Here is a 13,672-nt window from a genome sequence, read left to right on the forward strand (position 1 = left end):
CAAGGAGAACGTCCATGAACATCGCGTCCCGTCTGCGCCCGTGTGCGCTTCCGTTGGCTGTTTCGCTGGCGCTGGCCGCCTGCAGTGGCTCGTCAACGCCGTCTGATGGCCACAAGACTGCCGAGCCGCCTGCCGCAACAGCTGCTGCCGAAACCGCGTTGCCGGCAGGCTGGCAGCGCCTGGCCGGTGCCGAGATGCCAGCGGTGCATGAACAGAGGGCCGTGCTGCCGGCCAAAGTGCATTCCGATGACGGTGCTGACATTGAAGTGTCCGACACCAGCCGGATCATTGCCGGTGGTGACGACGTCATCGCGGTGATCGAGGCGCTGGGACTGGGCAAGCAGGTATTCGCTGCGCCAACCAACACCACCACCCAGGCCGGCCTGGCTGCCCCGCACCAGTTCCTGTTCAACCGCACCACGGGCGTGGAAGGCGTGCTGAGCCTGCAGGGCTCGCTGTTCCTCGGCAACAGCCTGCGCCGCCACACCGAGCTGGCGAAAAAGCTGCGCGAGGTGGGCGAGCCGGCGGTGGTCATCGATGACCTGCAGCCGGCGCCGGACAAGGTGCGCAAGGTCGCTGCGGCACTAGGGCTGGCCGAAGCGGGGCAAACACTGGCCACGCAGGTGCAGCGCCAGCTCGACGAGGCTGCAGCGATTGGCAAGGGCCTGGGCCATGCGCCACGACTGATCCACGTATCGGCGACCGGCGCTGGCGGCTCGCCCACCGTTGCGGGTGCCGACAGCGCCTCGGCGCAGCTGATCGCCCTGGCCGGCGGCATCAACATCGGCACCGAGGCCGGGGTGAAGAACTACTCGCAGCTGAGCAACGAGGGCGTGGTCGCGGCGGCACCGGAAGTGATCCTGGTGACCGAGCACGACCTGCAGCTGTTCGGCGGTGCCGATGGCCTGTGGAAGGCGTACCCGACGCTGAAGCAGACCCCGGCCGGGCAGGCCAACCGGGTCTGGGTGATGCCGGATGTGCAGCTGAAGTACACCAGCGTGGGTTCTGGTGCGGGCGCGCTGGCACTGGCCAAGGCCCTGGCAGCGTTGCCGAAGGCATGAGTCCGGCGGATCGGCGCCGCCGTCGCGGGCGGGCGATGTTGATGGTGGTGTTGCTGGCACTGCTGGGGGCAGTGCTGGCGTCGTTCGCCGTGGGTCCGTTGCGGTTGCCACCGCTGGAGGTGATGCAGGCGCTGGCGGTGAAGCTGGGCCTGCTTGACCCACAGGCGGTCAGCAGTCGCGACCTGGCCGTGGTCTGGCAGCTGCGCATTCCGCGCGCCCTGTTGGGCGCAATGGTTGGCGCCTCGCTGGCGATGGCCGGTGCCAGCCTGCAGGGCCTGTTCGGCAATCCGCTGGCCGACCCCGGCATCGTCGGTGTCAGCCAAGGTGCTGCGCTCGGGGCAGTCGCTGCCATTGTTCTCGGCGCTGCGGGCGCCGCCGGTTGGCTGGTGCCGGTTGCCGCCTTCGTCGGTGGCGCCCTGGCCATCGGCCTGACCTATGCGCTGGCGCGGCCGGGCAAGGGCAGTGGCAATGCGACGCTGCTGCTGGTCGGTATCGCGATGGCGGCGTTCTGTTCGGCGCTGATCGGTTTTCTCACCTATATCGCAAGCGAAAGCGAACTGCAGTCGCTGGTGTTCTGGCAGATGGGCTCGCTGGCACGTGCCAACTGGGCCGATGTGGTGGCGGTGGTGCCGCTGTTTGCGATTGGCGTGTTCGCGTTGCAACGATTGGCAACGCCGCTGGACATGCTGGCGCTGGGCGAGCGCCAGGCCCAGCATCTGGGGCTGGATGTGACCCGCACGCGGCGCCGACTGGTTGCGTTCAGCGCGCTGCTGGTGGGGGCGGCGGTGGCGTTTGCGGGCTCGATCAGCTTCGTCGGCCTGGTGGTGCCGCACGTGGCGCGCCTGCTGGTGGGTCCCGGCCATCGCTGGTTGCTGCCGTTGTCCGGCCTGCTGGGTGCACTTCTGATCGTGGTGGCGGATACGGCCGCGCGCACGCTGGATCCGCCCGCGGAGATTCCGCTGGGCCTGTTCTCGGCCGCGCTGGGTGCGCCGTTCTTCCTCTGGCTGGTGCTGCAGCAGCGCCGCAAGGCGGTGCCATGAGTGTGCTGCTGAAGCTGCACGATGTGGTGGTGCGCCGCCAGCAACGCGAGATCCTGCACGGCATTTCCTTGGCGTTCGAACCGGGTACGGTGACCGCACTGGTGGGCCCGAACGGTGCGGGCAAGTCCACGCTGTTGGCGGTCGCGGCCGGCGACCTGCGCGCCGATGCGGGGGAGGTGAGCCTGTTGGGCAGGCCGTTGACCAGTTACAAGGCGGGGCCGCTGGCGCGCGAGCGCGCGGTAATGCCGCAGGAGCACGGCGTGCGTTTTGCTTTCAGCGTCGAAGAGGTGGTGGCGATGGGGCGATTGCCGCATCCGCCGGATCCGCGTGTGGACGACGCGCAGGTGGAAGCTGCCATCGATGCCGCCGAACTGCAGGCCCTGCGCCTGCGCGAGGTGCAGCAGCTGTCCGGTGGTGAGTCCGCCCGGACCACGTTCGCGCGCGTGCTGGCACAGGACACGCCATTGCTGCTGCTGGATGAGCCCACTGCTGCGCTGGATCTGCGCCATCAGGAGCGCACGCTGCGCAGTGTGCGTGCCTGTGCCGAAGCCGGTGCGTGCGTGATCGTGGTCCTGCACGACCTCAATCTGGCCGCAGGCTATGCCGACCGCATCGTGCTGCTGGAGCAGGGCACGGTGGCGGCCGATGGCACGCCATTGCAGGTGCTCACCGAAGACAACCTGCAGCGCGTGTACCAGCAGGATGTAGTGGTGCTGGAGCATCCGCGTCGTGGGGTGCCGCTGGTGGTGGTGACCTGAGCGAAGGTCCGCCAGGTTGCTCCGGGTATCATGGAGGCTTCGTTTTCTTCAATGGACTGATGCCATGTTCCGCACCGTTACCCGCAGCGTGCTGCTTGCCGCGATGATTGCTTCCGTTTGCGCAGCCCATGCAGCGTCGACCTCCCAGGTTTCGCTGACCAACGCGGCCGAGAATGCCTCGCTGATCGAAACCCGGCATTCCAGTGGCGACGGTGCCGCGGTGACGTCGATGAAGACGCAGTACTTTGCCAACGAGGAAATGTCGGTGAGCTGGGACGACCAGCAGGTACTTGTGCTGTGCAGTGAAGCGGCGTACCTGCAGATTCCTGCCGCCAAGCTCAAGGCCGGAGCGCTGACTACCGAGCAGCGGCAGATGATCGTCTATCAGGCACTGATGTCCGGCTTGGGGGCTGTCGCGGGCGTTGTCGGGCCGGCAGGCGAGGTGGTAACCGTGGCGGATGACGGTAGCGAGACCCGCAGTGTTGGCGAGAACAGCTGGGCATACGGTATCGAGCGCTACGACGTGATCAGTCAGCGGCTGCCGGATGGTGCTCTTCGGGTCCGAACCCGCAAGACGGAAACCGTGAATACCACGCCGCCGGCGGGCCCGGACGACACATTCAGCACCGAAGATGATCAGGCGGCACGCCTGTCCGAGCTGGCGCCGGTGGGGAGCTGGATCGAGGTCGTGATTCATGGTGGCCCACGGCTGCCGCACGTGGACCCGGCGATTTCGTTGAAGGGCTGGATGTCGATGGGGGATGACCAGCCTGCAACAGTGGCCGAGGCGCGCAAGCTGCACGGCTGCAAGTGAGGGCTGCCAGGGGGCAGAACCCTTTGCCCGGGGCAAAGGGATCTGACCCCGATCTTTGCTGGTCTCATCGTTCTATTTATGTTTGCAATATTCACTTGCGCGCCAGATTGGCAGGTCTAGAATGCGCCCCATGAACCGGATGCCGCTCCTGAAGTTTTTCACCCTGACCCGCGCAAGCGCGGAACGGGCGTGTCTGCCTGGAGCTCCACAGGGCCGCTGAAGCGGCTATCGCTGGATCATCCACAGAGCGCCCTTCGGGGCGCTCTTTTCGTTTCTGCAGTTTCATTTCCCTAACCCGACGTACCGCAAGGAGAACGTGCCATGCACCAGATCGCCGAGACCGAACGCTAGCCGCGCACCCTGTCGCCAACCGGGGTGCGCGGCCCCCATCGTTGGCTTTGCAGGAACCTATCTCATGAACACCCAAGTCCTTTCCCGCCGTCGCAACCTTGGCATCATTGCCCACATCGACGCCGGCAAGACCACGCTGACCGAACGCCTGCTGTGGAAAAGCGGCGAGATCCATCGCGTCGGCGAAGTGCACGACGGCAATGCGACCACCGACTTCTCGGCGATCGAGCGCGAACGGGGCATCACCATTGGCGCGGCCGCCGTGCAGGCGCAGTGGGCACCGCGTGATCTGCCGCCGCATCGGCTGACCCTGATCGACACCCCCGGCCACATCGACTTCGCCATCGAAGTCGAGCGATCCCTGCGGGTACTCGACGGCGCCGTGGCGGTGTTCTCGGCCGTGGATGGCGTGCAGCCGCAGTCCGAGACGGTGTGGCGCCAGGCGCGTCGCCATCGCGTGCCGCTGATCGCTTTCGTCAACAAGATGGACCGCGTAGGCGCTTCGTTTGAGCGCGTGCTGGAGCAGCTGCAGGACAAGCTGCGCGCGCGGCCGTGGGCGCTGGGCGTGCCGTTGGGCAGCGAAAGCGGCTTCAATGGCTGGGTCGATCTGGTCGATGAGCGCGTGCTGCAGTGGCAGGAAGGCGGCGCAACCACGGTGACTCCATGGGACGAAGCGGCGCGGGCCCAATGGCAGGCCCAGCGCGATGCGCTGGTCGAAGCTGTGGCCGATCATGACGAAGAACTGGCCGATGCCTGGCTGGAAGGTCGCGTGATCGATGCCGGGGCGCTGCGCGCGGCAATCCGCCGGGCGACGCTGGCAGGTGCAGGCGTGCCTGTGCTGGCCGGTGCTGCGTTCAAGGACAAGGGCATCGAGACGCTGCTGGATGCCGTGGTCGATTACCTGCCGTCGCCGCTGGATCGCCCTGCTGTCAGCGCCGAAAGCGATGAGGGCGAGGTGATGCTGCCGCCGGATCCGGACGGTCCACTGGCAGGCCTGCTGTTCAAGATCACCCACCAGCAGCACGGCGCGCTGAGCTTCGTGCGGCTGTACTCGGGCACCTTGAAGGTGGGCGACGCGGTGGCCAGTTCGCAGCATCCGCAAGGGCGGCGTGTCAGTCGCCTGGTGCGGGTGCAGGCCGACCAGACCCATGACATCGAGCAGGCCGTGGCCGGTGACATCGTCGCGGTACTGGGCTGGAAGGATGCGGTCAGTGGCGAGACGCTGAGCAGCCGTGCGCAACCGCTGCGGCTGGAGAACATCCAGGCCCAGGCGCCGGTGCTGGCCTGGCGGTTGGAGCCGGCGCGTGCGGCGGACCTGATCCGGATGGCGCAGGGCCTGGCCAGCCTGGCCCAGGAAGATCCTTCGTTCCGCGTCGAAACCGATCGCGATACGGCCGAAACCCTGGTCTGGGGCATGGGCGAGCTGCACTTGGAAGTGATGGTCGAGCGCCTGCGCAGCGAATGGAAGGTCGACGTGGCCGTAGGTGCGCCACGCGTGGCCTACCAGGAGACGCCGATGCGCCCGATGACCGGTGTCGTCGGGCGGCTGGTCAAGCAGACCGGTGGCCAGGGCCAGTTCGCGCACGTGGTGCTGGATGTGACGCCGCGCGACGACGACCTTGTCGTGTTCAACGACCGCATCGTCGGTGGCGTGGTGCCGCGCAGCTTCATCGCGGCGGTGGAAAAGGGCGTGCGTGCTGCGCTGTCGGAAGGTCCGCAGGGACATCCGGTGGTCGGCATCGAGGTCAGTCTTGTCGATGGCCAGACCCATGCCAAGGACTCTTCGGAGATGGCATTCCATCGCGCAGGCGCCGAGGCGATCAAGGCGGCGCTGGCCGAGGGTGGCACGCAGCTGCTGGAGCCGGTGATGGCGGTGACGGTGCATTCGCCGTCGGCGTCGGTGGGTGATGTGGTCGGCGACCTCAACCGGCGCCATGGCCGCATCGCCCGCATCGAGGACCAGGACGGTCGTGCCGAGGTCAGTGGTTTCGCGCCACTGGCGCAGCTGGTGGGTTACACCACCTCGCTGCGTTCGCTCAGCCAGGGGCGGGCCAGCAGTGAGGCGCACCTGCACGGCTATGAGCCAGTACGCGCGGCATAGGCAAGGTGAGGGGAGCCCGTTCGCGGGCTCCCTCTTTGCATTGCGGTGGGTTCCGTATCCACACCATGCGTGGATGAGGCCGCATCGGTGTGCGAACGTTTGCATTGCGCTGCAACAAATTCGCAGAAAAAGCTGGATTAAAGTGATGCCTCACGATAAATTGCGCACCCCCCGTTGCTCGCCGCCGCCCGCACCCCTCTCATGCGTGATGACAAAGACCCCGGAACCTTGGAGCTGACCCTGCCGCGCAAGCGCGGTCGTCCGCCCAAGTTCGGGTACGCGATGAGCGATGCGCAGCGGGCGGCGCGCTATCGTGCGCGCAGGGCAGGGCAGGCCAATCATGCCGACGTGCGTTCCTGCAGCGACATGGTGCTGCTGGACAAGATCCGTGCGGCGGTCAGTGCCCGCGACACCGAGCTGGCCGGTTTCCTGGTCCACGTACTCTGGCAGCGCTACCCCCTGCAGCTGAAATAGTTCGCCGGTGGGGTGGCCGTTGTCATCGAGCTTGTTGATAATGCGGGATTCAGGTTGTTCCCGCTGGCGTGCCCGGGATGGCAGGCGCGCATGATCGAACGGTTCCCAACATGACCACCACCAGCGACACCACCACCGAAGCGGCGCCGAGCGGCGCCCCCCTGTTCTATACCCGCCCGGTGCCGCTGCAGGCCGATGTGCATGCCGATCTGCGCATCCTGCCGGGCAAGCTGGAGTTCGCCGCCGGCAACAATGCCATTCCGCTGGTGCTGGGCGAGTTCTCGCTGGCCCTGCACCACTTCCCGATCCTGTTTGCCGGCCCGAGCGCGGTTCCGATGGCTGCCGTGGGCGTGTCCGACCAGAACCTGTTCATCAAGGATGGCCTGTGGGAAGACGAGGCCTACATTCCCGCCTACCTGCGCCGCCACCCCTTCATCTTCATCGACACCGGTGCGGAGAATGATTTCCTGCTGGGCATCGACGAAGAGAGCCCGCGCGTGGTCAAGGGGGGCGAGGAAGGCCAGCCGCTGTTCGTTGACGGCAAGGCCACCGAGATGGTGCAGCAGGCCCTGGAATTCTGCGGCCAGTACACCCGCGAACACGAACAGACCCAGGCTTTCTCCAAGGCCCTGGTCGACAACGGCCTGCTGGTGGAGCGCAACGCCACCGTGCGTATCCCGGATGGCCGGGAGTTCAACCTCAACGGCTTCCTGGTCGTGGACGTCGAGAAGTTCGTGGCGCTGCCGGAAGCAACCGTGGTCGAGTGGCACCGCAGTGGCTGGCTGGCACTGATCCACCAGCACCTGATGTCGCTGGGTCGCTTCAATGACCTGACCCGTCGCCAGGTCGAGCGTCTGGCCGCGTGATCAAGGGGTTGGGCAGGGTTCCCGCGACGCGGGCGCCCTGTCCGGCCTGCAGTACGCACAGCAGGCGACGTGCGTCGGTCCAGTCTGGCGTGGCGTCCTGCGCCAGGTCGACCAGCTCGGCCGCGACGGCGGCGTGCTCGCATTGACCCAGCATCTGTAGCGCGCCCTGCAATCGGTGCGCGTGATGACCGAGCGCCGATGCGTCTGCACGATCGACAATCCGCTCGATCCTGCTGAGTTCATCGCAGATGTCGGCGCTGTAGGCCGCGTCCATTTCAGTCACCTGCTCAAGTGCGTCCACGCTCTCCGGCGCCGGAATGCCCAGCGCAGCGAGCAGTTCGGCGGCGCGCAACGGCTTGGCCAGCACCGCATCGAAACCCGAGCGACGGCAACGTGCGTGGTGACCTCGCCCGGTGCGGGCGGACAAGGCGATCAGGCGGAGCGGATGCCCGTTACGGGCGCGCAGTTCGCGTGCCAATGCGTAGCCATCGATGCCACGCAGCCCGATGTCGATCAACGCGGCAGGGCGGGGGTGGCGTATCTGTTCGGCCAGCGCGCTGGCCGCATCTTCCAGGGCACATACCTCGGCGCCCCAGCGCCGCAACTGTTCAGCAATGACGTGGCGATTGAGTGCGTGGTCCTCCACCAGCAGCAGTTGCAGCCCGGCCAGTGGCGTGCCCTCCACGGGCATGTCCCGGACACTCTCGGCAGAGTCAGCTGCGCACACCGGCAGGCGCAGGATGAAGCGGCTGCCGCGACCGAGGACGCTGTGCACGGTCAGATCGCCTCCCATCGCACGCGCCAGCTCGCGTGCAATGGAAAGCCCGAGGCCACTACCGCCACGCTGATGCCCCTCGCTGCCTTGACGGAAAGGCTGGAACAGTTCGGCTACCTGTGCTGGCGCGATCCCGATCCCGCTGTCGATCACCTCCATCAGCAGCTCCTGCGGCCGCGCTGCTGGAAGCAGTCGCAGGCGCAGCTCGATGCCGCCGATATCACTGAACTTCACCGCATTGGCCAGCAGATTGCTGGCAATCTGGCGTAGCGCATCACTGTCTACCAGAATGATCGGCGAAGGTTCGGCCGGGGCATCAAGATGCAGTTGCAGCCCTTTCCGTTGCGCCTGTGGCCGAATGGCCTCCAGTGCCTGCCGGCAAAGCCGGGTCGCATCACAGGCTTGTGCATGCGGCCTGAAAGCGCCGCTGGCGAGACGCGAAAAATCCAGTGCGCGATTCAACAGGCCGCGCAGGGATTGGCTGGCGCTGCTGGCAGCGGCGAGCAGATCGCGCTCGCCTTTCGGCAGTGCCGATTGTCCAAGCAGCTCGATCGAGGCCAGTACGGCCTGCGCAGAATTGCGCATCTCGTGACTGATCATCCCGATGGCCTGCGCGCTGCGGCGGTCGCCCCGTACCCGCAGGTGACGGGTCATGGGCCACAGCAGCAGGGCGACCAGCAGAGGGGCCAGCAACAGCCAGCCGCGCGGGGGCGAGGCCTGCATCCAGTCCAGTGCGTTCCCCGCCGCTGCTGGCAGGGTCTGGCCTGCCCACAGGTGGAGCAGGCTCGCATGCTCCTCGAGTGTGATCTCCCGCAATGCCTGTCCGATGCGTTCAAGCAGCTGCTGGTCTTCCTGGCGGACGAGCAGGTAGAGGTCGGTGGAGAAGTCGCTGTCGAATGGCTGCAGGCGCAGGCTGCCGTTGAAATGGCGTCGAACCAGCGGGCGCAGCGTGGATTCCAGGCCAATCGCCACGTCGGCCACGCCGGATTGCACTGCCGCCAATGCTGCGTACCGATCAGGCAGGGGCTGCAGCCGGATCTGAGGGTGATGCGCGCGCAGCCAGCCGGCGTAGGGCCCGCCTTCAACCACGGCCACGACCCGGCCGTCGAGCCCGCGTATCTCCCGTGGCAGCCATTCGCCGGCGCGCCCTGCCAGCAGAGTGGCGCCACCCCGGAAGCGGCTGGACGCGGCAAGGTCGGGGCAGGGTAGCTTCTGGTGTCTCGCACCGCCAAACACCATGACCAGGTCGGCCTCGTGATGGCACACAGCGAGGATTGATGCGGCGGTCGTCGGGTAGGGCTGTTCCAGGAAGCTGAGTTGGGCGTGACGCGCCACCAGGTTGGCGTAGCCATGGGCGAGCGTCGGCGGTGATGACGGATCGGCCATCGCCGCGGGCGCGGGGCGTAGGGACGGGGCGGTGGAGACCCGCACGCTGCTGCCCGGCAGCCAGCGTGGTGACCGGATATCTTCCGCCGACGCAGCGGGAAGGAGAAGCAGCACCAGCAACCCGAGGATCAGCAGGCACGGGCGCAATGGCGCATGGCGCCTCACGGAGACTCCAGCCGTTCACGCAGCGCATAGATCTCCACATCGCTGCGCAATCCCAGCTTGCGCAGCACCGCGACCTTCTGTGTGCTGACGGTCTTGATGCTGCGGTGCCGGCGCAGCGCGATCTCCGATACGGTCAGGCCTTCCAGCAGCAGCTCCAGTACCTCCCGCTCGTTGCGGCTGAGCTCGCCAAGATCACCGGCCAGCCTGACGTCCGGCGGAATCCGGATCAGGCCCTGGAAGACGCGCACGATGGCGTCGGACAATGCCGCAAGGGGTTCGGCCTTGCTGACGAACCCACCGAGTCCGGCATCGATCAGGCTGTTGAGATTCGTGGTGGGAGAGAGCGTGGCGAAGGCCAGCATTGGTGTGCGCGGGAATTCGCGACAGAGCAGCGTAACCAGCTCGATGCCGCCCAGGTCGCCACGGGCGAGCGTGAGATCGATGATGGCCACATCCACGGGCAAGCGGTGCAGGCTGTCGATCAGCGCACCGCTGCAACCATGGCTGGCGACGATGTCGAACCGGAGATCGCCTGACAGGTGCAGGGCGGTGCCGCGACGGACGACTTCATGATCGTCCAGGAGCGCCAGGCGAAGCCGGCGCGGTGCAGGAAATCCATTCATGCGCGGGAGGTGGTCAGCGCCCGTGGGCGTGGCCGCCATTCTGGCGCCGCTGTCGCGTCGAACATCGAATTTGTTGCGCTTTTACGACTATTCCTAAAGATCGATGTATGAGCTCCATCGATAAGAGCTGATCCATGGGCTGGACGTATCGTCAGGTTGAAAGCCGTGTGGACGCAGTGTCCTGGCGCGCTCTCGCTGGGTACAGGTGGCCTGGGTTGCAGGGCTGCCGGCACCCTTCGAGGGGGGGGGGTATTAATGTGACGCGTCACGCCGAAGTGCCTGGTCACCCGCGAGCCGAGTGGTGGGCGGTTGGCGATCTATCGCACCGACTGAGGTACGCGCCTGAGCCTGCCGGTGTCGTAGCCCATGGCCGCGATGCGCTCCACGGCGTGCTGGTAGTCGCTGTCCGACACGTGCGGGGTACGCGCCATATACCAGACATAGTCGCGCTTGCTGCGTGCGACGATGGTCTGGCCATAGTCGTCGTCCAGCCAGGCAATCACATACTCAGCCTGGATCGGCCAGACGAACTGCATGCCCCAGATCGCGCCATTGCCGTTCTTCTCCACCCGGCCAACCGGGTGCATCGACTTCTGCGGGGCGTCGAAACTGCCCTTGCGATAGGTGAAGGTCGTCTGGATGCGCCCGTCCGGCCGCAGTGCATAGCTCTCCACCGCGTCGAAGGCCTCGCGCTCCGGCCATGAGGGTATGTGGGCGATCACATACCAGTCGCCCATGAAGCGCGGCACGTCCACCGAGGGCGGGCGGGGCAGAGGACGGGTATCGCTGGAACTGCAGCCGGAACCGAACAGGCTCAAGGCCAGCAGGGGAAGCAGGGAGCGCATGCGCATGTCACACCTCAACGGGGACGGAACAGATAGTGGGCAACCAGCCACTGCTGGCCATCGTCGTAGCCGAACAGCTCGGCGCAGGCCATCCAGAACATGCGCCAGCGCTGCCACCAGATCTTCGCCGCCGCCTGGCCGTAGGTTGCGACCAGAACCGGCATCACCGCCTCGCGGGCCGCATCCTGGTTGGCCAGCCAATGGTCGGCGGTGCGCTGGTAGTGGGTGCCGTCCAGCAGCCAGCGCTGATCGAGTCGCAGGTCGCGCTGGAAATGCAGCAGGGTGTCAGCGGCCGGCATCAGGCCGCCGGTGAAGAAGTGGCGCCCCATCCAGTTGTCGCCGCCCTCGGTCTCGAACGGGTACATCAACGTGCGATGGGCGAAGATGTGCACGAACAGCGCACCGTCGGGCTTCAGCCACTGCGCGATGTGCGCCAGCAGTCGCTGGTAGTTGCGCACATGCTCGAACATTTCCACCGAGACACAGCGATCGAAGCGTGCCGTGGGCAGCTCAAGCTGGTTGACGTCGCGGGTCAGTACCTCGACGTTGTGCAGGCCCCTGGCCTGGCATTGCGCCATGATGTGCTGGCGCTGGCTGTGCGAGTTGGACACCGCAGTGATGTTGGCCTGCCGATAGCGTTCGGCCATCCACAGGGTCAGCGAACCCCAGCCACAGCCCAGTTCGAGAATCTGCTGGCCGTCGGCAAGTCCGGCACGCTGGCCATAAAGTTCCAGCATCGCCTCCTCGGCCTGGTCCAGCGTTTCGCGCCCGGTGGGGTAGTAGCAGCTGCTGTACTTCAGCCGCTTGCCCAGGCAGGCCTGGAAGAATGCCGCGGGAACTTCGTAGTGCTGGCGGTTGGCCGCGTCGGTATGCAATGCGAGCGGACTGTCGGTCAGTTCTGCGATGCGACGGCTGAAGCGCGCGGACTGTGCCTCGATACCTCCCGCCGATTCCTCATGCAGGCGTTGCGCGCACAGGCGCCGGATGCCGGCACGCAGCGCCGCATCGGGAACCAGCCCGCGTTCGGCCCAGGCGATCAGCCCGGTTTCCGCATCTTCGGCCGGATTCAGTGACGGGATCGCGCTCATGCGGAATGCTCCTTGGAAGAACGGGGGAACCAGGGAAAGAACATGGGCGTGCTGCGCTGGTAGGCACGGTAGTCGTCGCCGCGGCTGCGCAACGCCTGCTTCTCGGTGAAGGGGATACCGCTGAGATAGCGCAGGAACAGATACATCAGCAGCGGCCCGGCCCACGCCAGCCACCACAGGGGGGAGCCGACGGCAAGCAGCACATAGGTGAACCAGTGCAGCCACTCGAAGAAGTAGTTGGGGTGGCGTGAATAACGCCAGAGCCCTTCGCGGCAAGTGCGGCCCTTGTTCGCCGGGTCGGCGCGGAAACGTGCGAGTTGGCGGTCGGCCAGGCTCTCGCCGCCGACGCTCAGCAGCCAGGCCAGGGCTGCGGCGACTGTCCACGGTGTCAGGCCAGCATGGGGATTGGCTGCCACCGCAACGAAGGGCAGGGCGAACAGCACGACCAGCAGCGCCTGCGCCATGAAGAAGCCAAAGATCTTGCCCTGGTGGCTCTGCCAGTGTTCGCGCAGATAACGGTAGCGCCCGTCTTCGGGTTCACTACGGACCCGGCGCCACAGGTGCAGCGCCAACCGGCCGCCCCACAGGCCGCCGAGCAGGCCCAACGCAACCCGAGGCAACATCGCGCCATCGCCGAGCAGCGCCAGCAGCAGGGCCGAGGCACCCACGCACTTGGCCCAGAGCACGTCGACAACGCCGATGTTCTGGTGGCGGCGCTGCCAGGCCCAGCCCCAGCTCATCACCAGCACGGCATACAGCAGTACCCACAGCAGATTGATCATGACGATGCTCCGGCCAGGGAGGGCGGGGTGGTGCGAGAGCCGCGACGCGCGGTGACGCACAGCAGCGAAAGCGCGATGCTCCAGCCCGCACCCAACACCAGCAGGCCCTGCCACGTGGGTGCGGCGAAACGGACCGCATCGAAACCGCGCGCTGCGGAGAGGTAGGCCAGCGGTGCCAACAGCAGGCCGAACAGGGCCGGCAAGGCAGGGTGGCGCAGCAGGAAGCGCATCGAGGTGGTCAGCGTCATCGCGAACGCGGCCCACAGCGCCATGATCCAGGGAGGCGGCACCCAGCCCAGCGGGGCGGCGGCGTAGCGCACGGTGCCGCTGGCGGCAGCACTGGCGTCGACCAGCCATGCGCAGGCCAGTGCCAACACCATCAACCGAAGATCCAGCCGTGGTTGCGGCGACGTCAGCAGCTGGCTGCCGATGTAGAGAGAGGCTGCCAGCAACGCCGGCCACTGCCAGCCGCGCCCGGCGCCGGCCACGGCGCACACCCAGACCAGTTGGTTGCCGAGCAGATTGGGCCAGAATCTGCGCATC

General features: G+C 66.7%; 13 protein-coding genes. 7 read left to right on the forward strand and 6 right to left on the reverse strand.

Annotation, left to right across the window (positions count from 1 at the left end; translation table 11 throughout):
* Nucleotides 1–14: 14 nt before the first annotated feature.
* The 7 genes from ACM0PK_RS14795 to ACM0PK_RS14825 all read left to right on the forward strand — a co-directional run bounded on the left by ACM0PK_RS14795 (nt 15) and on the right by ACM0PK_RS14825 (nt 7,465).
* Nucleotides 15–1,061 carry a heme/hemin ABC transporter substrate-binding protein gene (locus ACM0PK_RS14795; protein ID WP_414607334.1) on the forward strand — a complete coding sequence of 349 codons (1,047 nt, stop codon included), beginning with the start codon at nt 15–17 and terminating at the stop codon, nt 1,059–1,061.
* The gene (locus tag ACM0PK_RS14800) at nt 1,058–2,101 is read left to right on the forward strand and encodes a FecCD family ABC transporter permease (RefSeq protein ID WP_164229446.1); all 1,044 of its coding nucleotides are present in this window, start codon (nt 1,058–1,060) and stop codon (nt 2,099–2,101) included. Before ACM0PK_RS14795 ends, ACM0PK_RS14800 begins: the two co-directional genes overlap by 4 nt.
* Nucleotides 2,098–2,859 (forward strand): heme ABC transporter ATP-binding protein, encoded by a 762-nt coding sequence (locus ACM0PK_RS14805; RefSeq protein WP_164229445.1) that lies wholly within the window; start codon nt 2,098–2,100, stop codon nt 2,857–2,859. Before ACM0PK_RS14800 ends, ACM0PK_RS14805 begins: the two co-directional genes overlap by 4 nt.
* A gap of 64 nt (nt 2,860–2,923) precedes the next feature.
* Nucleotides 2,924–3,673, forward strand: a complete 750-nt coding sequence (locus ACM0PK_RS14810) for a hypothetical protein (RefSeq protein WP_065178577.1) — start codon at nt 2,924–2,926, stop codon at nt 3,671–3,673.
* A gap of 415 nt (nt 3,674–4,088) precedes the next feature.
* Nucleotides 4,089–6,125: an elongation factor G gene (gene fusA / locus ACM0PK_RS14815; RefSeq protein ID WP_414607335.1), complete on the forward strand. Its 2,037-nt coding sequence runs from the start codon at nt 4,089–4,091 to the stop codon at nt 6,123–6,125.
* A 201-nt stretch (nt 6,126–6,326) separates the two neighbouring features.
* Complete coding sequence (locus tag ACM0PK_RS14820) at nt 6,327–6,599, forward strand: hypothetical protein (RefSeq protein ID WP_005409616.1); 273 nt, start codon at nt 6,327–6,329, stop codon at nt 6,597–6,599.
* 110 nt (nt 6,600–6,709) lie between these two features.
* Nucleotides 6,710–7,465 (forward strand): SapC family protein, encoded by a 756-nt coding sequence (locus ACM0PK_RS14825; protein WP_053496662.1) that lies wholly within the window; start codon nt 6,710–6,712, stop codon nt 7,463–7,465.
* Here ACM0PK_RS14825 and ACM0PK_RS14830 read toward each other — a convergent pair.
* From ACM0PK_RS14830 to ACM0PK_RS14855, 6 genes are all read right to left on the reverse strand, one after another.
* Nucleotides 7,422–9,791, reverse strand: coding sequence for an ATP-binding protein (locus ACM0PK_RS14830; protein WP_414607336.1), 2,370 nt, complete (start codon nt 9,789–9,791; stop codon nt 7,422–7,424). The two genes, ACM0PK_RS14825 and ACM0PK_RS14830, sit on opposite strands and share 44 nt — an antisense overlap.
* Nucleotides 9,788–10,414 carry a response regulator transcription factor gene (locus ACM0PK_RS14835; protein ID WP_414607344.1) on the reverse strand — a complete coding sequence of 209 codons (627 nt, stop codon included), beginning with the start codon at nt 10,412–10,414 and terminating at the stop codon, nt 9,788–9,790. The genes ACM0PK_RS14830 and ACM0PK_RS14835 overlap by 4 nt, the downstream gene beginning before the upstream one ends.
* A gap of 317 nt (nt 10,415–10,731) precedes the next feature.
* Nucleotides 10,732–11,265: a lipocalin family protein gene (locus ACM0PK_RS14840; RefSeq protein ID WP_005416504.1), complete on the reverse strand. Its 534-nt coding sequence runs from the start codon at nt 11,263–11,265 to the stop codon at nt 10,732–10,734.
* Between the two features lie 8 nt (nt 11,266–11,273).
* Nucleotides 11,274–12,347: an SAM-dependent methyltransferase gene (locus tag ACM0PK_RS14845; protein ID WP_005416505.1), complete on the reverse strand. Its 1,074-nt coding sequence runs from the start codon at nt 12,345–12,347 to the stop codon at nt 11,274–11,276.
* Entirely contained in the window at nt 12,344–13,129 is a 786-nt protein-coding gene (locus ACM0PK_RS14850; protein WP_414607337.1) for a DUF1295 domain-containing protein, read from the reverse strand. The genes ACM0PK_RS14845 and ACM0PK_RS14850 overlap by 4 nt, the downstream gene beginning before the upstream one ends.
* A complete protein-coding gene (locus ACM0PK_RS14855) occupies nt 13,126–13,671 on the reverse strand; it encodes a DUF2878 domain-containing protein (protein ID WP_139727076.1) in 546 nt (181 codons plus the stop codon). Before ACM0PK_RS14855 ends, ACM0PK_RS14850 begins: the two co-directional genes overlap by 4 nt.
* Nucleotide 13,672 lies beyond the last annotated feature (1 nt).

Source organism: Stenotrophomonas sp. FR010, assembly GCF_047520755.2.
Classification (GTDB): domain Bacteria; phylum Pseudomonadota; class Gammaproteobacteria; order Xanthomonadales; family Xanthomonadaceae; genus Stenotrophomonas; species Stenotrophomonas sepilia.